Source organism: Streptomyces sp. NPDC039462, from assembly GCF_055639375.1.
On sequence record NZ_JBVKAO010000008.1, the window covers coordinates 387218 to 406768 of the forward strand.

General features: G+C 73.0%; 18 protein-coding genes. 9 read left to right on the forward strand and 9 right to left on the reverse strand.

The window, feature by feature from the left end:
• Positions 1–470 precede the first annotated feature (470 nt).
• Positions 471–1859: a transcriptional regulator gene (locus ACZ7LU_RS34925; RefSeq protein ID WP_471919036.1), complete on the reverse strand. Its 1389-nt coding sequence runs from the start codon at positions 1857–1859 to the stop codon at positions 471–473.
• 315 nt (positions 1860–2174) lie between these two features.
• Between ACZ7LU_RS34925 and ACZ7LU_RS34930 the strand changes: the two genes are divergently transcribed.
• The 4 genes from ACZ7LU_RS34930 (at position 2175) to ACZ7LU_RS34945 (ending at position 7132) form a co-directional block, all read left to right on the forward strand.
• Positions 2175–2834, forward strand: a complete 660-nt coding sequence (locus ACZ7LU_RS34930; RefSeq protein ID WP_398303106.1) for a bifunctional DNA primase/polymerase — start codon at positions 2175–2177, stop codon at positions 2832–2834.
• Between the two features lie 71 nt (positions 2835–2905).
• A complete protein-coding gene (locus ACZ7LU_RS34935; protein ID WP_468086998.1) occupies positions 2906–3682 on the forward strand; it encodes an ABC transporter ATP-binding protein in 777 nt (258 codons plus the stop codon).
• Positions 3679–5304 (forward strand): transporter, encoded by a 1626-nt coding sequence (locus ACZ7LU_RS34940; protein WP_471919037.1) that lies wholly within the window; start codon positions 3679–3681, stop codon positions 5302–5304. The genes ACZ7LU_RS34935 and ACZ7LU_RS34940 overlap by 4 nt, the downstream gene beginning before the upstream one ends.
• A gap of 406 nt (positions 5305–5710) precedes the next feature.
• Positions 5711–7132, forward strand: a complete 1422-nt coding sequence (locus tag ACZ7LU_RS34945) for a PAS domain-containing protein (RefSeq protein ID WP_471919038.1) — start codon at positions 5711–5713, stop codon at positions 7130–7132.
• Positions 7133–7359: 227 nt separating this feature from the next.
• Here ACZ7LU_RS34945 and ACZ7LU_RS34950 read toward each other — a convergent pair whose 3' ends face one another.
• The 4 genes from ACZ7LU_RS34950 to ACZ7LU_RS34965 are packed head-to-tail and all read right to left on the reverse strand — an operon-like array spanning position 7360 to position 10905.
• Complete coding sequence (locus tag ACZ7LU_RS34950; RefSeq protein ID WP_471919039.1) at positions 7360–8580, reverse strand: ABC transporter permease; 1221 nt, start codon at positions 8578–8580, stop codon at positions 7360–7362.
• The gene (locus tag ACZ7LU_RS34955; protein ID WP_471919040.1) at positions 8577–9320 is read right to left on the reverse strand and encodes an ABC transporter ATP-binding protein; all 744 of its coding nucleotides are present in this window, start codon (positions 9318–9320) and stop codon (positions 8577–8579) included. Before ACZ7LU_RS34955 ends, ACZ7LU_RS34950 begins: the two co-directional genes overlap by 4 nt.
• Positions 9317–10387 (reverse strand): efflux RND transporter periplasmic adaptor subunit, encoded by a 1071-nt coding sequence (locus tag ACZ7LU_RS34960; protein ID WP_471919041.1) that lies wholly within the window; start codon positions 10385–10387, stop codon positions 9317–9319. Before ACZ7LU_RS34960 ends, ACZ7LU_RS34955 begins: the two co-directional genes overlap by 4 nt.
• Positions 10384–10905: a hypothetical protein gene (locus tag ACZ7LU_RS34965; protein ID WP_471919042.1), complete on the reverse strand. Its 522-nt coding sequence runs from the start codon at positions 10903–10905 to the stop codon at positions 10384–10386. Before ACZ7LU_RS34965 ends, ACZ7LU_RS34960 begins: the two co-directional genes overlap by 4 nt.
• A gap of 119 nt (positions 10906–11024) precedes the next feature.
• On the opposite strand from ACZ7LU_RS34965, the gene ACZ7LU_RS34970 reads away from it, so the two are divergent.
• Both ACZ7LU_RS34970 and ACZ7LU_RS34975 read left to right on the forward strand, forming a co-directional pair.
• A complete protein-coding gene (locus ACZ7LU_RS34970; protein WP_398303092.1) occupies positions 11025–11693 on the forward strand; it encodes a response regulator transcription factor in 669 nt (222 codons plus the stop codon).
• A complete protein-coding gene (locus ACZ7LU_RS34975; RefSeq protein WP_471919043.1) occupies positions 11690–12901 on the forward strand; it encodes a sensor histidine kinase in 1212 nt (403 codons plus the stop codon). Before ACZ7LU_RS34970 ends, ACZ7LU_RS34975 begins: the two co-directional genes overlap by 4 nt.
• Before the next feature lies 1 nt (position 12902).
• Here ACZ7LU_RS34975 and ACZ7LU_RS34980 read toward each other — a convergent pair whose 3' ends face one another.
• Positions 12903–13679: an SIS domain-containing protein gene (locus ACZ7LU_RS34980; RefSeq protein ID WP_398303088.1), complete on the reverse strand. Its 777-nt coding sequence runs from the start codon at positions 13677–13679 to the stop codon at positions 12903–12905.
• A gap of 160 nt (positions 13680–13839) precedes the next feature.
• On the opposite strand from ACZ7LU_RS34980, the gene ACZ7LU_RS34985 reads away from it, so the two are divergent.
• Entirely contained in the window at positions 13840–14532 is a 693-nt protein-coding gene (locus ACZ7LU_RS34985) for a metal-dependent transcriptional regulator (RefSeq protein WP_398303086.1), read from the forward strand.
• 608 nt (positions 14533–15140) lie between these two features.
• Entirely contained in the window at positions 15141–16007 is an 867-nt protein-coding gene (locus tag ACZ7LU_RS34990; RefSeq protein WP_398303084.1) for an alpha/beta fold hydrolase, read from the forward strand.
• 89 nt (positions 16008–16096) lie between these two features.
• Here the strand turns inward: ACZ7LU_RS34990 and pdxH are convergent, their stop codons facing one another.
• Positions 16097–16732: a pyridoxamine 5'-phosphate oxidase gene (pdxH, locus tag ACZ7LU_RS34995; protein WP_468087482.1), complete on the reverse strand. Its 636-nt coding sequence runs from the start codon at positions 16730–16732 to the stop codon at positions 16097–16099.
• 293 nt (positions 16733–17025) lie between these two features.
• Between pdxH and ACZ7LU_RS35000 the strand changes: the two genes are divergently transcribed.
• Positions 17026–18126, forward strand: coding sequence for a citrate synthase 2 (locus tag ACZ7LU_RS35000; RefSeq protein WP_398303082.1), 1101 nt, complete (start codon positions 17026–17028; stop codon positions 18124–18126).
• A gap of 64 nt (positions 18127–18190) precedes the next feature.
• On the opposite strand, the gene ACZ7LU_RS35005 is transcribed toward ACZ7LU_RS35000, so the two are convergent.
• Both ACZ7LU_RS35005 and ACZ7LU_RS35010 read right to left on the reverse strand, forming a co-directional pair.
• A complete protein-coding gene (locus ACZ7LU_RS35005; RefSeq protein WP_398303080.1) occupies positions 18191–18826 on the reverse strand; it encodes a TetR/AcrR family transcriptional regulator in 636 nt (211 codons plus the stop codon).
• On the reverse strand, positions 18814–19548 hold the full coding sequence (locus ACZ7LU_RS35010; RefSeq protein ID WP_468086976.1) for an enoyl-CoA hydratase family protein: 735 nt from the start codon (positions 19546–19548) through the stop codon (positions 18814–18816). The genes ACZ7LU_RS35005 and ACZ7LU_RS35010 overlap by 13 nt, the downstream gene beginning before the upstream one ends.
• Positions 19549–19551: the final 3 nt, after the last annotated feature.

Sequence of the window (19551 nt, forward strand, 5' to 3'; positions counted from 1 at the left end):
AGCCGTACCCGGGCTGCGGAGCGGCTGGGCCCGGATGCGGGTTGCCGTAGCCCGGCTGTTGGCCTCCGTAGGAGGCGTCGTACGAGGGGGTGGGGGTGTTCTCCGGGGGGAGGGGCTGGGCGGGGGTAGAGGTTTCGGGGCCCCAGGGGTCGCCCCAGGGGGTGCCGCCCGTGGGGGCGCTGCGGCCCGCGGTGGTGGGGAACAGCGGCTCGCTGCCGTCCGCGGGCAGCACCACGCCTTCGTGGGCGGGCCGCTGCTGCGGATCGGAAGAAGCAGCGCCCTGACCGCTCTGCTGCGTCACCGGGACTCCTACACCTGGGGGGACCTACGGAACCGTCGGGTCACGCTACCGGGTCCCCACATCGCTCTGCCACGCAGCTCAGAACGCCGCCCTCCGTCCGCCGTCCGCCCGGTGTCGGGTGTAACAGAACCTTTCCGGCCGGCGCTGTTCACGGGGACGTTCCCCTGTCTCACGCCGCCTGGACCTCGACGCGCGCCCCGAACTCCCGTACCACCGGCTCGTCCCGGTACGGCTCGAGGCGGTCCTGGAAGTCCTCCAGGTACTCCGCGCCGCGGTTGGAGCGCAGGGTGCCGAGGAGTTCGACGGCCTTCAGGCCCGTGTGGCAGGCCTGTTCCACCTCGCGCCGCTGCACCTGTGCCGTGGCGAGGAGGACGAGGCCGATCGCGCGACGGCGCGCCCGGCTCTCCGGGTGCCCGTCCAGGGACTCCTGAGCGCTGCGTGCCGCCGCGTCGGCCTGGCCCAAGTCCCGGTGACAATGCGCCATTTCATCGGCCAGATACGCATGGTCGAAGTGCCGGATCCAGACCGGGTCGTCGCCGGAGTCCGCCGTGCCGGACGCGCGGTCCATCGCCCCGGCCGCCCGCCCCGCCACGACCTGCGTGGCCCGCGCGTCACCGAGCAGCGCGTGCCCGCGCGCCTCGGCGGCGTAGAACATCGCCTCCGCGCGGGGCGTGACCCTGCCGCGCGTCCCCTCCTGTGCGGCCCGCGCCAACTGCGCGATCTCGCGCGGGTTCCCGAGCTGGGCGGCGAGGTGGCTCATCGACGCCGCGAGCACGTACCCGCCGTACCCCCGGTCGCCCGCCGCCTGGGCCAGGCGGAGCGCCTGGATGTAGTAGCGCTGGGCGAGTCCGGGCTGGCCCGTGTCGACGGCCATGTACCCCGCGAGTTCGGTCAACCGCGCTACGGCGGCGAACAGTTCGCGTCCGACCGCTTCCCGGTAGGAGCCCGCGAGCAGCCCGGAGACCACGGAGTTGAGGTAGTGGACGACGACCGGCCGCACGTGACCGCTGCCGAACTGGTGGTCCAGCTTGGTCAGCGCCTCCGTCATCGCCTTGACCGCCGCCACGTCCGCCATGCCGACGCGCGGCCCCGCGGCCCGGCCGACCTGCGAGTCGGGCGACGAGATCAGCCAGTCACGGCTGGGTTCGACGAGCGCGGACGCGGCCACGGACGACCCGGAGAGGAAGTCCCTGCGGCCCACGTCGCTGCGCCACAGCTCGCAGACCTGCTCGATGGCGCCGAGAACGGTCGGCGAGAACTGCAGCCCCACGCCGGAGGCGAGGTTCTTGCCGTTCGCCATGCCGATCTCGTCGATGGTGACGGTGCGGCCCAGCTTGCGGCCGAGTGCCTCGGCGATGATGCCGGGTGCCCGGCCGCGCGGCTGTTGCCCGCGCAGCCAGCGGGCCACGGACGTCTTGTCGTACCGCAGGTCGAGACCGTGTTCCGCACCGCACATGTTGACCCTGCGGGCCAGTCCGGCGTTGGAGCAGCCGGCTTCCTGGATGAGCGCCTGCAGCCTTTCGTTGGGCTGTCGCGCGACGAGCGGCCTTGCGGCCATGGCGTACCCCCTGTGTGCACCGTGGACCATCGGATCGGTCGGCCGCCATGGGCCGCCTCACGATGATCAATGCCCTTGAGGCGAGGCGAAGATGCGCCACAAAAGAAGCAAAAGAAGGCATAAAGAACTATAAGAACTACAAATGCTTCTCCGAGGCGTTCTCTGTCTGCCGTGACCTGGTTACCCGCACCCGGGAGCCATTCCTCCTGCGCGCCCCCACCCATGCACCCATGCGCCCCAGCCGCAGGATCGATGCTCCTCCCCCGCCCTCGCGTGCGCCCGTAACCCGCGGTGGCACCGGGAGTTGAGAACTCCGTGGAAGAGACCATCGGAGTCACGTCAGCCGCGCAGATCCCGAAGCAGCGCGGAGAAGCCTTGCTGGACACGGCCGTGCGGTACGCGGAGGAGCGTCACTGGGACGTGTTTCCGGGGACCTGGCTCGAGTCCGTCGAAGGGGTCGAGCAGTGCTCGTGCGGGGAGATCCCGTGCGATGCGCCCGGCGCACACCCCGCCAGGGAGGACTGGGCGACCCAGGCCACCGGCAGCGCGACGGTCGCCCGACGGCTCTGGCAGAAGCAGCCCAAGGCGTCGATCCTGCTCCCCACGGGGCGTACGTTCGACGCGATCGACGTGCCCGAGACGGCCGGCTTCCTCGCCCTCGCCCGCATGGAGCGCATGGAGCTCACGCTCGGCCCCGTGACCCGCTCGCCCGACCGCCGCATGCAGTTCTTCGTGCTGCCCGGCGCCACCGCCAAGGTCCCCGACCTGGTCCGCAAGCTGGGCTGGCCGCCCGCCGCCATCGACCTCGTCCCGCTCGGCGAGGGCACCTATGTGGCCGCGCCCCCGACCCGCTTCGGCACCTCCGGCGCGGTCCAGTGGGCCTGCCGCCCCACCGCCGCCAACCGCTGGCTGCCCGACGCCGAGGAGATCATCTCCCCGCTGGCGTACGCGTGCGGCAGGGAAGCGCGCCGCTGACCGGCTGACCGCCCCCGGGACCGCCACCGACGTATCGTGCGGACACGGCGGAAGCGGCGAAGGGCGGCACGGTGACCGAGGCGGCGGCGGTACGGATCCAGGGACTCTGGAAGCGGTTCGGCGAGCAGGTCGCGGTGGCCGGCATCGATCTCACCCTCCCCGCGGGCAAGTTCATCGGTCTGGTCGGCCCCAACGGCGCGGGCAAGACCACCACACTCTCCATGGTCACCGGCCTCCTCAGGCCCGACCACGGCACCGTCGAGGTCGTCGGCCACGACGTGTGGCGCGACCCCGTCGAGGTCAAGGCCCGCATCGGTGTCCTGCCCGAGGGCCTGCGCCTCTTCGAGCGGCTCTCGGGGCGCGAACTCCTCGCGTACACCGGACGGCTGCGCGGCCTGCCGGGCGCCGAGGTCGACAAGCGCGCCACCCAGCTCCTCGACGTACTCGATCTCGCGGGCGCCCAGCACAAACTGGTCGTCGACTACTCGACCGGCATGCGCAAGAAGACCGGCCTCGCCGCGGCGCTGCTCCACAACCCCGAAGTCCTCTTCCTCGACGAGCCGTTCGAAGGCGTCGACCCCGTCTCCGCGCAGACCATCCGCGGCGTCCTGGAGCGCTACACCGCATCCGGCGCCACCGTCGTCTTCTCCTCGCACGTCATGGAGCTCGTCGAGTCGCTCTGCGACTGGGTCGCGGTCATGGCCGCAGGCCGCATCCGCGCCCACGGCACCCTCGCGGAGGTGCGGGGCGACGCCCCCTCGCTGCAACAGGCCTTCCTCGAACTCGTCGGCGCGAACAGCCGCGACGCGAGCTCCGACCTCGACTGGCTGGGCGGCGGCCTCCGATGACCACACCGCCCGCGACCACCACCCCCGTCACCTCCGTCACCCCCGTCACCTCCGTTCTCGTATCGCTCAAGCTGTCCCTCCTGCGCAACGGCCTGCGCCAGTCGGCGGGCCGCCGCGCCGCCTACATCGCGTCCGTCGCCGTCTCGCTCCTCTTCGCCGCGCTCCAGCTGCTCGGCCTCGTCGCGCTGCGCGGCAACGCCCACGCCGCCACCGTCTGCGTCCTGCTCGTCGGCTTGCTCGCCCTCGGCTGGGCCGTCATGCCGCTCTTCTTCCCCAGCGGCGACGAGACGCTCGACCCGACGCGCCTGGTGATGCTGCCGCTGCGCCCCCGCCCGCTCGTACGGGCACTCCTCGTCGCGTCCCTCGTCGGCATCGGCCCCCTGTTCACCCTCTGCCTCGCGGCCGGTGCGACGGTCGCCCTGGCCCACGGCGCGGCGGCGGCCCTCACCGGTGTCGTCGCCACCGCCCTCGCCCTCCTCCTCTGCGTGGCGCTGGCCCGCGCGGTCGCCGCCGCCAACATCCGGCTCCTCACCAGCCGCAAAGGGCGCGACCTGGCGGTCCTCAGCGGCCTCGTCATCGCCGTCGGCGCACAGGTCGTCAACTTTGGGGCACAGAAGCTCGGTTCGTCCGGCCTCGACACGCTCGACCCGGCGGCGGACGTCGTGCGCTGGATCCCGCCCGCCGCGGCGCTCGGCGCGGTGGACTCGGTGAGCGGGGGCGCGTACGGGACGGCGGCGGCCCAACTCGCCCTGTCCGCGGCCGCTCTGCTGGCGCTCCTCGCCCTCTGGCAGCGCAGCCTCACCCGTCTGATGACGACACCGGACGGCTCCACGCTCGCCGCGGCGGAACCGGACAAGGGCACCTCCCGCGCCTCCGGCGCCCTCGGCGCACTGCTTCCCCCCGGCCGCACCGGCACCGTCATGGAGCGCAGCCTGCGCTATGTGTGGCGCGACCCGAAGACCAAGGCGGCCTGGGTGACGTCCCTGGCCATCGGCCTGATCGTGCCGCTCTTCAACGCCCTGCAGGGCACAGGGTCCGTCTACTTCGCGTGCTTCGCCGCGGGGATGCTCGGCATCCTCATGTACAACCAGTTCGGCCAGGACACGTCGGCGTTCTGGATGGTGGCGATGACGATCTCTTCGACGCGCGACGCGTACGTGGAGCTGCGCGGCCGGGCCCTCGCGCTGCTCCTCATCACCCTTCCGTACGCCACCCTTGTCACCGTCCTCACCACCGCGCTGCTCGGCGACTGGCCCGCCCTGCCGGAGGTCCTCGGCCTGTCCTTCGCGCTGCTCGGCGCGATGCTGGCCACGGGCGCGTGGTCCTCGGCCCGCTTCCCCTACTCGATCCCGCAGGAGGGCTACAAGAACGTCGCGCCCGGCCAGGCGGGACTCGCGTGGATCTCCATCCTCGGCGGCATGGTCGCGGCGGCCCTGCTCTGTGCGCCCGTCCTGGCTCTCGCGATCTGGCTGCACGCCTCGGGCGCGTCGTCGTGGAGCTGGGTGCTGCTCCCGCTCGGCGCGGCGTACGGCGCGGTGGTCACGGAGCTGGGCACGCGGCTCGCCGCCCCGCGGGTCGCGCGGCGCCTGCCGGAGATCCTCACGGCGGTGAGCAAGGGCTGAACGGCTGCGGCCGCCCGCCCCCAGAACGCAGGCGACCCGCGAGCCGTGGTTCCTGCCGCCGGGGCGGAGGAAGCCGGCCGGACGTACCGGCGGCTCGCGGGTCGGGTGACTGCTTGGGAATAGGGCCGGCTGCGCGCACATCACACGCGCTGGTCCGGCGCCGAATTCGAGTTGCGACGACGGGCCGCTAGCCCGCAGTCACCTCACGCGTCCGGTTTCCATACATCTGCCGAACCACCTCCCTTCTCGTGTGCACGCCACCCTAGGAACCGCCCCGCGGGCCGCACAACCGAATTTCCCCGCACGATTTTCTGTCCGACTTCCGGGAACTTCCTGTGGGGTGCGTCACGTTCCAGTTGAATGATCTGACATGCGGTACAGGCAGGCGGCCTGTAGGGGGTGCCACGTGAGTGCTTCGCGGCAGAGCGGAACCACTGACGAACTGGGTCCTGAAGAACCCGAGCCCGGCGGAGCCGAGTTGCTCGCGGCACTGCTCGACGGGATGGACGCGGCCCTGTGCGCGTTCGACGCCGACGGTGTGGTGACGCACTGGAACCGCGAGGCCGAGCGGATCCTCGGGTGGTCGGCGGCGGAGGCCGTCGGGCGGCGCGGCTTCGCGGGGTGGGCGGTGCGCGCCGCGGACGCCGGGGAGGTCGAGGAGCGGCTGCTGTCCGCGATGGACGCGCCGGGGCGGCAGGTGCACGAGTTCGCGCTCGTGACGAAGGACGGCGGGCGGGTGCTGGTGCGGATGCAGTCGGCGTCCGTGCGGGGCGGTGACGGCAAGCCCTCGGGGGTGTACTGCGCGTTCAGCGAGGTCCACGCGCAGATAGACCTGGAGCGGTCCATCGCCCTCAGCGAGGCCCTCTTCGAGAGCGCCTCGTGGGGTGTGGTGCTCGTCGACGCGGACCTGCGGCCCGCCGTGGTGAACGAACACGCGGCCCGCGCCTTCGGGGTGGGCCCCGCCGCCGTCCTCGGGCGGCCGCTCGCCGATCTGCTCGGGACGGGCGTCGAGGAGCTGGAGAGCGCGCTGACCCATGTCCTGGCCGAGGGCACGCCGCCCGCGCCCGCCGAGATGTGGGTGTCGCTGCGGGCCAGTGCGGGGCAGTCCGGTGCGGGTCAGTCGGGAGCCGGGCAGTCCGGGGCCGGCCAGGAGGGCGGAGGTGAACGGCGCTGCTGGCGCAGCGGCTTCCTGCGCCTTGCCTCGCCGCTCGCGGAGGAGCCCGTGCCGCTCGGCGTCGGCTGGCTCTTCCTCGACGTGACCGAGGCCAAGCAGGCGGAGCAGGAGGCCGCGCAGCTGCGGTTCCGCTCCCAGCAGCTGCACCGGGCGGCGCGGGCCACCGCGGAGTGCGAGAACCCCATGGAGGCGGCGACGGTCCAGCTCGACTTCGCGCTCGCCGGGTTCGCCGACCACGCCCTGGTGGACCTGGTGGCCGGCGGGGACCCGGTGCGGCTCGTGCGGGTCGCGGCGACGCCCGCGGGGCCGCCGGGCCCTTGCCTGCCGGTCGCCACGGCGGGCGTCCCCGTCCGCTACCCCGAGGGGCACCCCGCCCCCCAGTGCGTGGAGCGCACCGGCTCGGTGCGGGCCAGCGCGGGGGCGGCGGCCGCGCCGGAGCGGGCGCGCCAGTGGGCGACGGTCCGCCAGTGGCCCGAGGAGGCGGTCCACGCACTGTGTGTGGTCCTCCGAAGCCGGGGCCGCACCCTGGGCGTGCTGACCTTCCTGCGGGGCGCGGCGCGCGGACAGTTCGACCGGGGCGACGCGACATACGCGGAAAGCGTCGCCTCCCGCGTCGCCGCATCCCTGGACTTGGCGCAGGCCTTGGCGCCCTGAGGGCCTCCGGGAACCCCTGCCACCGCAGGCGAGCCGGGCATGCCCCCCGCCTCCCGGGGGGCGGCCCGTGGGGAGTCCGATCGCGGGGACGCCACGCACGCCAAGAGCGCCGCGCCCCCGGTCACCTGGCGCAGGCCTTGGCACCCTGAGTACGCGGAGAGCGCCGCGCCTCCCGGTCGCCCGGGGCAGCCCCCGGCGGCCTGATAGCCGTGCCGCCGCAAGCGGCATTACGTCGCGTGGAGTGCCAGCGTCGGGGAGAGGCGGGCCGCTCGGATCGCCGGGTACAGGCCCGCTGCCGTGCCGATGGCCAGGGTGGCCGCGAAGCCGCCCGCCATCGACCAGGGAGGTACCACCCACGGCAGGCCGCCGGAGACCGCGTACGCCGCCGTCGCGGCCGCGCCGAGCGCCACGCCCGCCGCGCCGCCGAGGCCCGACAGCATCAGGGACTCGGTGACGAACTGGACGCGGATCTGGCCCCGCGTGGCGCCCAGGGAGCGGCGCAGGCCGATCTCGTAGCGCCGCTCCAGGACCGAGATGATCATGGTGTTGGCGACGCCGACCCCGCCCACCAGCAGCGCGATCCCGCCCAGGCCGAGCAGCAGCGTGGAGAACGCCCCCTCCGTCGCCGCCTTCGCCCGGAGCGCCGACGACGGGTCCGTCACCTGGACGTTGCGCGGGTTCGCCGGGTCGATGGAGGCCGCGAGCAGCTTGCGGACCGTGTCGACGGAGGCGTCCGTGGAGCGTTCGTACACCGATGTCGGACGGCCGTCGAAGCCGAGCAGCTTCTTCGACGCGGACCAGCCGGTCAGCGCCGACCGTTCGATGTCGGGGGCGAGCGGCAGGGCGTCGAGGATGCCGATGACGGTGTAGTACCGGTCGTCGATCCAGACCTGCTGCCCCGGCGAGGTGATGCCGAGCCGCGCGGCCGCGACGTGGCCGAGGACCACGGACGGGTAGCGGCTGTTCGCCGCGTTGAACCAGCTGCCGTGTGCCATGCGCCCCCGCAGCACCTTCAGCAGCCCCTCCGTGGAGGCCTTCACGGAGATGCCGCCCGTCTCGTCCTCCGGGATCTTCTCGCTGCGCCGCACGGACCGCTCCGCGAGGTCGCCGGTGGCGCCGACGTCCTGGACTCCGTCGACCCGTGCGACCCGGCCCGCCGCGTCGGGCGGCAGCGTCACCTGCTCCCCGGAGAACATCGCCTCACCGGGCGACGCCACCAGCATGTTCGTGCCCAGCGCGTCGAGTTCCCTGATGAGCTGGGCCTTGCTGGAGGACGAGATGCCCACCACCGCGACCATCGTCGCGATGCCGATGGCGATGCCGAGCGCGGAGAGGACGACCCGCACGGGACGGCTGCGCAGCCCCGCGGAGCCGACGTGCAGGACGTCGCGGGGGCCGAGCCGCGCCGCCTTCAGGACGTGCCCCTTCGCACGCTTCCCCGCCCTCACGCCGCGACCTCCGCGCCCCGCGTGTCCGCGACGAGCCGCCCGTCCCTGATCCGCACCTGCCGGGGCAGGCGTCCGGCGATCTCCGTGTCGTGGGTGATGACGGCGATGGTCGCGCCCTCCGCGTTGAGGTCGTGGAGCAGGGCCATGACGGTCTCGCCGGACTCGGTGTCGAGCGCGCCGGTGGGTTCGTCGGCGAGGAGCAGGTCGGGTTCGCCGACGACCGCGCGGGCGATGGCGACGCGCTGTTTCTGCCCGCCGGAGAGTTCGTGCGGCCGGTGCCCCATGCGGTCGGCGAGCCCGACGCGCTCCAGGGCGTACGCGGCCCTGCGGCGCCGTTCGGCGCGCGAGAGGCCGGAGTACAGCAGGCCCTCGGCGACGTTGTCGCGGGCGCTGACGCCGGGGACCAGGTGGAACGCCTGGAAGACGAAGCCGATGTGCCGGGCGCGCAGCGCGGAGAGGCTGCGGTCGCTGAGCGCGGCGACGTCGTGTCCCGCGATGGCGACGGAGCCGGCGGTGGGGCGGTCGAGGGTGCCGACGATGTGCAGGAGGGTGGACTTGCCGGATCCGGAGGGCCCGACGATGGCGAGGAGTTCACCGGCGGCGACGGTCAGGTCGATGCCGCGGAGGGCAGCGACCCCGCCCGGGTACTCCTTGGTGACGCCGGCCAGCGCCACGACAGGGGGTGCGTCCTCGGGTGCGCCCTGGGATGCGCCCTGGGGTGTGTCCTGGAGGGTGCTCATGTCTTCGGCACCCCGACCTTCGCGCCCTCCCGCAGCCCGCCGCCGCGCACCTCGACCCTGCCCTGCCCGAACATGCCGAGCTCGACCTCGACCTCCCGGGTGCGGCCGCCGTCGACGACCTGGACGCCGAACCCGCCGCCCGGCAGCGCGAGGAGCGCGTTGACGGGGACGGACAGGACGTCCTCGCGGGTCTCGCCGGTGAGGTGCACGGTGACCGGCGACTGGTCGAAGCCGCCGACCTTGCGCGGGTCGTCGAAGGTGACGGTGACGGGGATCTTGGGGGTCTTGTCGGACGGGTCGTCGCCGGGCTTGGCTGTCCTGCCGACGGCGGAGACCTTGCCGCCCGCCGTGGAGCCGTCCGGGAGCGTGACGGTGACCTTGGTGCCCTTCTTCGCCGTGCCCGCCTCCGCCACGTCGAGCTGGACGCGTACGACGCGTTCCGAACCGGTCGTCGAGAGCACCGGCCTGCCCGGCGCGACCTGGTCGCCGACGGTGGCCCCGGTGGACTTCACGCGGACCGCGGACGGCTGGAAGGAGACCTGGTCGGGACCGACGCGGCCGGTCCGCTCGCGGTCGTGGGCCTGCTGCCACCGCTTGACGGCGGCCGCCGTGCCGTCGGTGTACGTGTCGTCGACGGCGAGCCCCGCCCCGTACCCGAGCGCCACCAGGTTCTCTTCGAGCTGGCGTACGTCGTTGCCCTTGGCGCCCGGCTTCAGCGTGCGGTACATGGGTTCGGTGCCGTACATGAGGCGGACGGGGACGCCGTCGACCTCGTAGAGCCGGCCGTCGCGCCGGATGGTGGAGCCGGCCTCGGCGGACCAGGTGAGCGTGCCCGCCGTACCCGCGTTGACCTTGCGTTCCTTGGCGTAGCCGAGCGTGCCGTCGACCTGGGTGCCGCTGCTGAGGTCGCCGCGTTCGACGGGCGCGGTGGCCGGTGGCAGGCCCGTGGTCCGGTGGCCTGCGTCCGGTGTGCCGCCCGCGTCGGCGAGGGCGGTGACGGCTATGCCGCCGCCCGTGACGGCGAGCAGCGCGACGACGGTGGAGACCACGGCGGTGCGGCGCCTCATCCGACGATGCCCTTGCACGCCTCGGCGGCCTTCTCCATCTTCTTGGCCTCGGCGCCCTTGGGCATGGGCTGGGCCTGCATCGCGCCGCCGTCGAACTTCGGGTCCGGCATGTCGAAGCCGTTCTTGCGCATGCACTGCGCGTACTTGAGCATCTTGTCCTTGTCGGCCTGCGAGACGCCGCCGCCCTTGGAGCCGCCGCCCAGGCCGCACTTCTCCATGGCGGCCTGCATCTTCTCCTTGCTCATGTCGCCGCCGATGGTGATGCCGCGGCTGTCCTGGCCGCTCTTGGGCTCGGGCACCTTCAGGCCCTGCTCGCGCAGGCATGCGCGTTCCTTGAACGCCTTGTCGGCGTCGGCGCCCTTGCCCCCGTCGGCGCTGTCGCCCTTGGCACCGGACCCCGAGTCCGAGCCGGCCGAGCAGCCCCCGGCGAACAGGGCGAGCGCGGCGAAGGCCGACGCGACGGCCACTGAGCCGGTACGGGTACGGGTACGGGTCCGGGAGACGGTCCTTGTCTTCATGGCTTCCCCTTCACATGTGGCGTGAGTGACGCGCACAGGCTGGCGGGGAGCGGGGTTTCGTTTCTCTCAGCGGAGACGCTTACACCGGCGAAAGGTCACTCTCGGGTACACAGGGCGGCATGCGCGTACTGCTGGTGGAGGACGAGGAATTCCTGGCCGAGATGATCGCCGACGGGCTGCGCCGCGACGCGCTCGCCGTCGACGTCGCGGCCGACGGACTGACCGCGCTGCGGAAACTGCAGCTCGGCGAGTACGACGTGCTGATCCTCGACCGCGATCTGCCGGGCGTGCACGGCGACGAGGTGTGCCGCCGGGTCGTCCGGCAGCGCCTGCTGACCCGGGTGCTGATGCTGACGGCTTCGGGCACGGTGCGTGACCGCGTGGCGGGTCTGGGCCTCGGCGCGGACGACTATCTGACCAAGCCGTTCGCGTACGACGAACTGCTCGCCCGGGTCCTCGCGCTCGGCCGACGCGCGCGCCCCGCGCTGCCGCCGGTGATCGAGCGGGCCGGTCTCGTCCTGGACACCGCGCGCCGCCAGGCCAGCAGGGACGGCCGCCATCTGACGCTGTCCCGCAAGGAGTTCGCGGTCCTGGAGGCCCTGCTGCGGGCGGACGGCGCGGTGGTCAGCGGCGATGACCTGATCGAGCAGGTGTGGGAGGAGGACACCAGCTACCGCACCAACGCGGTCCGCGTCACCCTCTCCAAGCTCCGCGCGAAGCTGGGCGAGCCGCCGGTGGTGGAGACGGTGCCGGGGGCCGGGTACCGGATCGCGGGGCAGTCCCTGTGAAGGTGACGGCCGGCGGCGAGCGGGCCCGGCTGACCGCCCTGTACGGCGGGCTGCTCGTGCTGGCCGGGGCGCTCCTGACAGGGCTCGTGTACCTGCTCGTGCAGCAGGGCCTGTACACGTCGATCAGTACGGCGGTGACCACGGCGGTGCCGCGCGGCCCGGTCCCGCCCTGGAACACCGGCCCGTTGCCCGCGGCCTCGGCGGTGCCCGCCCGGCGCATGGAGGGCGTACCGGTCGACCTCGACAAGGGCCTCGTCGTGACGAAGATCAGCGACCTCGCGGGAGAGGCCGCGCTCAACCGCCTCCTCAGCGTCTCGGTGATCGTCCTCACCGTCTACGCCGTCCTGTCGATCGCCCTCGCCTGGTGGATGGCGGGCCGGGTGCTGCGCCCGGTGTCGGTCATCGCGGAGACCGCGCGCCGCCTCTCGGGGGCCAACCTGCACGAGCGGATCGCGCTGGACGCGCCGCCGGGCGAGCTGAAGCACCTCGCCGACACGTTCGACGAGATGCTGGACCGGATGGAGCGGCTCGTCGGCGCGCAGCAGCGGTTCGCGGCCAACGCGGCGCACGAGCTGCGCACCCCGCTCGCGGTGCAGCGGGCGGCCGCCGAGATCGGTCTCGCCGGGGAGCCGGACGCGGAGCGCGTGGCGCGGATCCGTACGAAGCTGATCTCCGTCGCCGACGACAGCGAGCACCTCATCGAGGGGCTGCTGCTGCTCGCCGCGTCGGAGCAGGGCCTGGAGCGGCGCGAGCCCGTCGCGGTGGATGTCCTCGCGCACGCCGTCGCGGACGGCCTGGCCGAGGAGGCCGCCGGGCGCGGCGTCACGGTGTCCGTGCGGGCGGAGCCGCTGACCGTGGCGGGTGACGGGGTGCTGCTCGACCGGCTGGTCCACAACCTGGTGGCGAACGCGGTGCGGTACAACACGCCGGAGGGCCGGGTGAGCGTCCTCGTCACCGGCGACGGCACGCTGGAGGTCGCCAACACGGGCCCGGAGGTCCCGCCGGACACCGTCCCGCAGCTCTTCGAGCCCTTCCGGCGCCTCGCCGAACGCACGCACGGGCGTGGTGAGGGCGCGGGTCTCGGCCTGTCCATCGTGGCGGCGATCGCGCGGGCGCACGGCGCGGAGGTGTCGGCGGAGGCGAACCGGCGGGGCGGCGGCCTCACCGTGCGGGTGGGCTTCCCGGGCGCCGCGGTGGCCGGTGGGTGACTCAGTGCCGGTAGAAGATCCGGTCCCCGTACTCCTGGAAGACGCGGCCGTTCCAGTCGTGGCCGCCGTCCACGTTCCCCGACCTGAGGAGTGGCGGCTGGATGCCGCGCTCGGCGAGCTGCTCGACGGCCGCGGCGGTCATGGCCTGCATCAGCGCGTTGGTGACGACGCTGGAGGCGGGCCCGAAGGGGGCGTCGACCCCGTCGAGGGACAGCTCCGCGTCACCGACGCCGATCTTGGAGTCGACCACCACGTCGCAGTGGTCCTTCAGGAAGGTGCCCGAGACGTGCCGCGACCTGGTCTCCGTCGCGTACGCCACCGAGGTGACGCCGATGACCTTCAGGCCGAGCGCCCGGGCGTTCATGGCCATCTCGACCGGCAGCGAGTTCCGCCCGGAGAGCGAGACGATCACGAGTACGTCGCCGGGGCGGGCCGGCGAGGAGTCGAGGACGGCGCCCGCGAGGCCGTCGACCCGCTCCAGGGCGGAGCCGAGGGTGGCGGGCATCACGTCGACGCCGACCACGCCGGGCACGGCGAGGAGGTTGACGAGGGCGAGGCCGCCCGCGCGGTAGACGACGTCCTGCGCGGCGAGGGAGGAGTGCCCGGCGCCGAAGGCGAAGAGGCGGCCGCCGGCCTCGACCGCGTCGGCGAGCAGCGTGCCGGCCTCCGCCACATTCCCGGACTCTTCGTCGCGGACCCTCTGGAGCAGTCCGATCGCGGCGTCGAAGTACTGACCTGCCGACTTGCTCTCGCTCTTGCTCTCGCTCTTCGAGCTCATTCGCATCACGTTGCGGTCTGGACCAGTGCCCTGTCAACACCGTCGCAGGCCCTCACAGGCCGGTACTGGGCGGGAATTCCACCGGCGCGGCACGGTTGTCAGTGGTATGCGTCAGAATTGAGGGCAGGGCCAGCGCACGAGCGAATTCTGAGGGGCACCCATGTCGGGGCTGATTGACACCACTGAGATGTATTTGCGCACCATCCTCGAGCTGGAGGAGGAAGGTGTGGTCCCCATGCGCGCCCGGATCGCGGAGCGGCTCGACCAGAGCGGACCGACGGTGAGCCAGACCGTGGCGCGCATGGAGCGCGACGGCCTGGTGGCGGTCGCCAGCGACCGGCACCTGGAGCTGACCGAGGAGGGCCGCCGCCTGGCCACCCGCGTGATGCGCAAGCACCGCCTCGCGGAGTGCCTGCTCGTCGACGTGATCGGTCTCGAGTGGGAGCAGGTGCACGCCGAGGCCTGCCGCTGGGAGCACGTGATGAGCGAGGCGGTGGAGCGCCGCGTCCTTGAGCTCCTGCGCCACCCCACCGAGTCTCCGTACGGGAACCCGATCCCGGGCCTGGAGGAGCTGGGCGAGAAGGACGGCGCGGACCCGTTCCTGGACGAGGGCATGGTCTCCCTGACGGAGCTCGACCCGGGCTCCGAGGGCAAGACGGTCGTGGTGCGCCGCATCGGCGAGCCGATCCAGACGGACGCGCAGCTGATGTACACGCTGCGGCGGGCCGGCGTGCAGCCGGGCTCCGTGGTGAGCGTGACGGAGTCGGCGGGCGGTGTCCTGGTGGGCAGCAGCGGCGAGGCCGCGGAGCTCACCACGGAGGTCGCGTCGCACGTCTTCGTCGCCAAGCGCTGAGGCCGTCCGCCACCGGGCACCGACCTCTCGGCACCGCCGGTCGCCGGGCTCTCGGCACCGCCGGTCGCCGGGCTCTCGGGCCCGGTCGCCGCGCTGAGGTCAACTTCCGTTGCGGATGAGGTAGTTGACGGTTCTTCATGGTCTCCACGCGATTTTGCGGAGTCCAAGATTCAGTGTGCGGAATCGCAGCGCCCGAGCGTTTTGCGTGCGAGGCTGTCGCGAGAGGCATATGACCTGAGGGCTCTTGACCGTGTCGGCGCCAGGTCTGGCCGGTCGGCCGGAGAGGGGGCTGGAGGATGTGCCCGTCTGGTGAGCGCGAGCAAGGCGAGGGCCCCGGCGCTCAAGAGCGCCGGGGCCTGTCCTCCCCTGTGCTGACCCGGAGCCCCGAGCTCTCAGGGTCATTCCCCTCGGACCGAACTCCCCGAGCGGCCCGCCTCCCGATGAAGATCTCCCCTCGGCCGCGCCGGTCAATCCTTGAGCGTGGTCACCCGAAGGTGGGGTGTTATCGGCGAACCGGCCGATTTCGAAAGGGAGTTCGATAGCGTGCGGGGGTGTGAAGCAGGACCAGGCGTGAAACCCGAGCGGAACCAAGGGGGGTGCCAGGAACCATGGTGCGGCGCATCGACGTGACGGGTGCGGGTGGCGTACGCCTCGCCGCCTGGGAGTACGCCGACCCTCCCAAGCTCAGGGAGGCCGAGGGAGCGTCCGGCGGGGTGCTGTTGCTGCACGGCCTGATGGGCCGCGCCTCGCACTGGGCGGGCACCGCCCGCTGGCTCGCCGAGCGGCACCGCGCGGTCGCACTCGACCAGCGCGGCCACGGCAGGAGCGAGAAGCCCGCCGACGGCCCCTACACCCGCGACGCCTATGTGGACGACGCCGAGGCCGCCCTCGTCCAGCTCGGCCTCGCCCCCGCCGTCCTCATCGGCCACTCCATGGGCGCCCTCACCGCCTGGCAGCTCGCCGCGCGCCGCCCCGACCTCGTCCAGGGCCTCGTCATCTGCGACATGCGGGCCTCCGCCCTCGGGGCCGCGTCCCAGCGCGACTGGGAGGACTGGTTCAAGTCCTGGCCGGTGCCGTTCGCGACCCTCGCCGACGTACGCAAGTGGTTCGGCGAGGACGACCCCTGGGTGGAGCGCCCGAACCCCGCGCGCGGTGAGTTCTTCGCCGAGGTGATGGCCGAGGGCCCGGACGGCTGGCGGCCCGTCTTCGACCGCGCCCAGATGCTCAGCTCCCGCGAGACGTGGGTGCACGACGCGCATTGGGAGGAGCTCATCCAGGTCCGCTGCCCCGCGCTCGTCGTGCGCGGCCAGGACGGCGAGCTCGGCAGGGCCGAGTCCCAGGAGATGGTCCGCGTACTGCCCCGCGGGGAGTACGCCGAAGTGGCCGACGCGGGGCACCTCGTGCACTACGACCAGCCGGACGCGTGGCGCGCCGCGGTGGAACCGTTTCTGGACGGGGTCCTGGCCGGCGGGTGACGTGGTGCCCCGTGCGGTGCCCGGCGTGTGCGGCGCCGTCAATCGTGGCCTTCGGCCTACTCGTCCTCAAACGCCGGACGGGCTGACATCTACGGGCTCAGCCGCTCGATGCGCCACCCGGTGCCGTCCTCCGTGCGCACGTACCGCAAGCGGTCGTGGAGTCTGTCCACGCGGCCCTGCCAGAACTCCACCGCCTGCGGTCTCACCCGGAAGCCGCCCCAGTCCGGCGGCACCGGGACCTGCTCGCCCTCCGGGTAACGGGCCGCCAGGTCGGCGTAGGCGCGGTCCAGTTCGGCGCGCGAGGCGAGCACGGAGGACTGGGCGCTGGCCCAGGCGCCGAGCTGGGAGCCGTGCGGGCGGGTGCGGAAGTACGCGACCGTCTCCTCGCGCCCGACGCGCTCCGCGGTGCCGGAGACGATCACCTGGCGGGCCACGGCGTGCCAGGGGAAGAGCAGCGAGACGTGCGGATTGGCGGCGAGCTCGCGGGCCTTGCGGGAGCCGTAGTTGGTGTAGAAGACGAAGCCCCGCTCGTCGAAGCCCTTCAGGAGCACCGTGCGGGAGCTGGGCCGGCCCGCCTCGTCGGCGGTCGAGACGACCATGGCGTTCGGCTCCGGGACGGCGTCCTTGTCGCGTGCCGCCTCCTTGAACCAGAGAGCGAACTGGTCCATGGGCGCGGCCGGCAGCTCGGCCTCGGAGAGCCCTCCGGTGACGTACTGCTCACGCATGTCAGCCGGTTCCGGAAGAGGAGCACTGGAGTCGGTCACGCGGTCATCTTGCCGTATGAGCCTTGAACACAGGGCTGCCCGAAGAGGCACGTGGCGCCACGGAGAGGTGACGTGTGGCACTGAGTGCCGCATTCCATCGCCAAAGGTGGCACCAAGGGATATCGTCCCTCTGCCGTATCGGTTGGGTGACCGCCGGCCTCACGGGGCATCACCGGGATACGTTCCGGTCCGCGAGTCGCCGAAGCCGCCTCTCTCGCCACCATCATGTCGAACCCATCACGAGGAGCCGCCTGATGTCCGACTTCGTACCTGGTCTTGAAGGAGTCGTCGCGTTCGAGACGGAGATCGCCGAACCGGACAAGGAAGGCGGCGCCCTGCGCTACCGCGGCGTCGACATCGAGGACCTGGTCGGCCACGTCTCCTTCGGGAACGTGTGGGGCCTGCTCGTCGACGGCGCCTTCAACCCCGGTCTGCCGCCCGCCGAGCCCTTCCCGATCCCGGTGCACTCCGGTGACATCCGCGTCGACGTCCAGTCCGCCCTGGCGATGCTCGCGCCCGTCTGGGGCCTGCGGCCGCTGCTCGACATCAGCGAGGAGCAGGCCCGCGAGGACCTGGCGCGCGCCGCCGTCATGGCCCTCTCGTACGTCGCCCAGTCGGCCCGCGGGCAGGGTCTGCCGATGGTTCCGCAGCGGGAGATCGACAAGGCAGGGACGGTCGTCGAGCGGTTCATGAAGCGCTGGCGCGGCGAGCCCGACCCCAAGCACGTGCAGGCCGTCGACGCGTACTGGACGTCGGCCGCCGAGCACGGCATGAACGCGTCCACGTTCACCGCCCGCGTCATCGCCTCCACCGGCGCGGACGTGGCGGCGGCGCTGAGCGGGGCCGTCGGCGCGATGTCCGGCCCGCTGCACGGCGGTGCGCCCTCCCGCGTCCTCGGCATGATCGAGGAGATCGAGCGCACGGGCGACGCGGTCGCGTACGTGAAGCAGGCCCTGGACAAGGGCGAGCGGCTGATGGGCTTCGGGCACCGGGTGTACCGGGCCGAGGACCCCCGCGCGCGCGTGCTGCGGCGCACCGCCCGTGAGCTGGGCGCGCCCCGCTTCGAGGTCGCCGAGGCCCTGGAGAAGGCGGCCCTCGACGAGCTGCACGCCCGCAGGCCCGACCGTGTCCTCGCCACGAACGTGGAGTTCTGGGCGGCGATCGTCCTCGACTTCGCCGAGGTGCCGGCGCACATGTTCACGTCGATGTTCACGTGCGCGCGGACCGCGGGCTGGTCGGCGCACATCCTGGAGCAGAAGCGGACGGGACGGCTCGTCCGGCCTTCCGCCCGCTACACCGGGCCCGGCAGCCGCTCCCCGCAGGCCATCGAGGGGTACGACGAGATCGCCCGCTGACGGCACCGTGTGCTGACGTCCCGGGGCTCTGCCCCGGACCCCGCTCCCCGATCGCCGGAGGGGCTCAATCCTTCGTCCTCAACGCCTCCTCCACCAGCACCGTCCACTGCGCCACCACCCGCTCCCGTCTCGTCCCGTCGTCCGTCAGCAGGTTCGCGAGGCCCAGGCCCCGCGCCATGTCCAGGAGGCCCTGGATCGTCTCGCGGACGCCGGGGCGGGACTCGTCGGCGTCGAGCAGCTCCACCGCGATGCGGTGCGTCTCGCGGCCCACGCGGGATTCCAGTTCCGTGACGCGGGAGCCGAGCTGCGGCTCGTTCGACGCGGCGACCCACAGGTGGAGCGCCGCGCGGAAGAGCGGACCGGTGTAGAGGTCGACGAGGGCGGCGACCACGGACGCCCTGTCCTGGGCGGGCAGGGCGCGCAACGCCGTGGAGCGCTGTTCGGCGACGTACTCGACGGCCGCTGTGAACAGGTCCTCCCGGGTGGGGAAATGGTGCTGAGCCGCGCCCCGCGAGACGCCCGCCCGCTCGGCGACCACCGAGACCGTGGAGCCCGCCCAGCCGTGCTCGGCGAGGCAGGACACCGCCGCCTCCAGGAGTTTCTGCCGCGTCGCGCGGCTGCGGTCCTGCTTCGGCGCACGCTCCTGCTTCGCGGCACGCTCCTGCCGGGGCGCGCGGTCGTCGGCGGTCACAGCACCCATGGGCGCTCCCGTCGTTCGAGGAACGCCGTCATGCCGTCGCGCGCCTCGGCGGAGCCGAAGAGCCGCGCGGACAGGGCCGTGAGGGCGTCCGATTGGTCGTCGAATGCGTCGAGCACCCTAGCCGTGAGCAGCTTCTTCGTCTCGGCCAGGGCGCCCGGCGCCGCCGCGCGGAACCCGTCGAGCAGCGGTTCCAGTGCGGCGTCGACGTCGGCCGCGGCCACCGTGACCAGGCCGGTCCTGGCCGCCTCCGCCGCGTCGAAGCGCTCCCCGGTGAGGTAGTAGCGGGACGCGGCGCTCGGGTCGAGGCGGGGCAGCAGGGGCAGGGAGATCACGGCGGGGGCGACGCCGATGTGCACCTCCGTGAACGCGAACGTCGCCCCCGGGCCCGCGACCGCCACGTCGCAGGCGCCGAGCAGCCCGAGCCCGCCCGCCCGCACATGCCCGTCCACCCGCGCGGCGACCGGCTTGGGGAGCGCCACGAGCTGCCGGAGCAGCGCCACGAAGTCCCGCGGGTCGGGCGGCGCCTTCAGGTCGGCGCCCGAGCAGAACGTCGTGCCGGTGTGGGTGAGGAGGACCGCGCGCGTGTCGCGGTCCTCGCCGAGGTCGCCGAGCGCCTCGGCCAGGGCGCCCACCAGCTCCGCCGAGAGCGCGTTGCGCCGCTCGGGCGCGTCCAGCGTGACGGTGGTGATGCCCCGCACCGGTGAAGAGACGGAAAGACTCACGGG

Coding starts and splice junctions, on each gene's coding strand:
- ACZ7LU_RS34925 (WP_471919036.1), bottom strand. CDS start 1,859: ATGGCCGCAAGGCCGCTCGTCGCGCGACAGCCCAACGAAAGGCTGCAG.
- ACZ7LU_RS34940 (WP_471919037.1), top strand. CDS start 3,679: ATGACCACACCGCCCGCGACCACCACCCCCGTCACCTCCGTCACCCCC.
- ACZ7LU_RS34955 (WP_471919040.1), bottom strand. CDS start 9,320: ATGAGCACCCTCCAGGACACACCCCAGGGCGCATCCCAGGGCGCACCC.
- ACZ7LU_RS34960 (WP_471919041.1), bottom strand. CDS start 10,387: ATGAGGCGCCGCACCGCCGTGGTCTCCACCGTCGTCGCGCTGCTCGCC.
- ACZ7LU_RS34965 (WP_471919042.1), bottom strand. CDS start 10,905: ATGAAGACAAGGACCGTCTCCCGGACCCGTACCCGTACCCGTACCGGC.
- ACZ7LU_RS34970 (WP_398303092.1), top strand. CDS start 11,025: ATGCGCGTACTGCTGGTGGAGGACGAGGAATTCCTGGCCGAGATGATC.
- ACZ7LU_RS34980 (WP_398303088.1), bottom strand. CDS start 13,679: ATGAGCTCGAAGAGCGAGAGCAAGAGCGAGAGCAAGTCGGCAGGTCAG.
- ACZ7LU_RS34985 (WP_398303086.1), top strand. CDS start 13,840: ATGTCGGGGCTGATTGACACCACTGAGATGTATTTGCGCACCATCCTC.
- ACZ7LU_RS34990 (WP_398303084.1), top strand. CDS start 15,141: ATGGTGCGGCGCATCGACGTGACGGGTGCGGGTGGCGTACGCCTCGCC.
- pdxH (WP_468087482.1), bottom strand. CDS start 16,732: ATGCGTGAGCAGTACGTCACCGGAGGGCTCTCCGAGGCCGAGCTGCCG.
- ACZ7LU_RS35000 (WP_398303082.1), top strand. CDS start 17,026: ATGTCCGACTTCGTACCTGGTCTTGAAGGAGTCGTCGCGTTCGAGACG.
- ACZ7LU_RS35005 (WP_398303080.1), bottom strand. CDS start 18,826: ATGGGTGCTGTGACCGCCGACGACCGCGCGCCCCGGCAGGAGCGTGCC.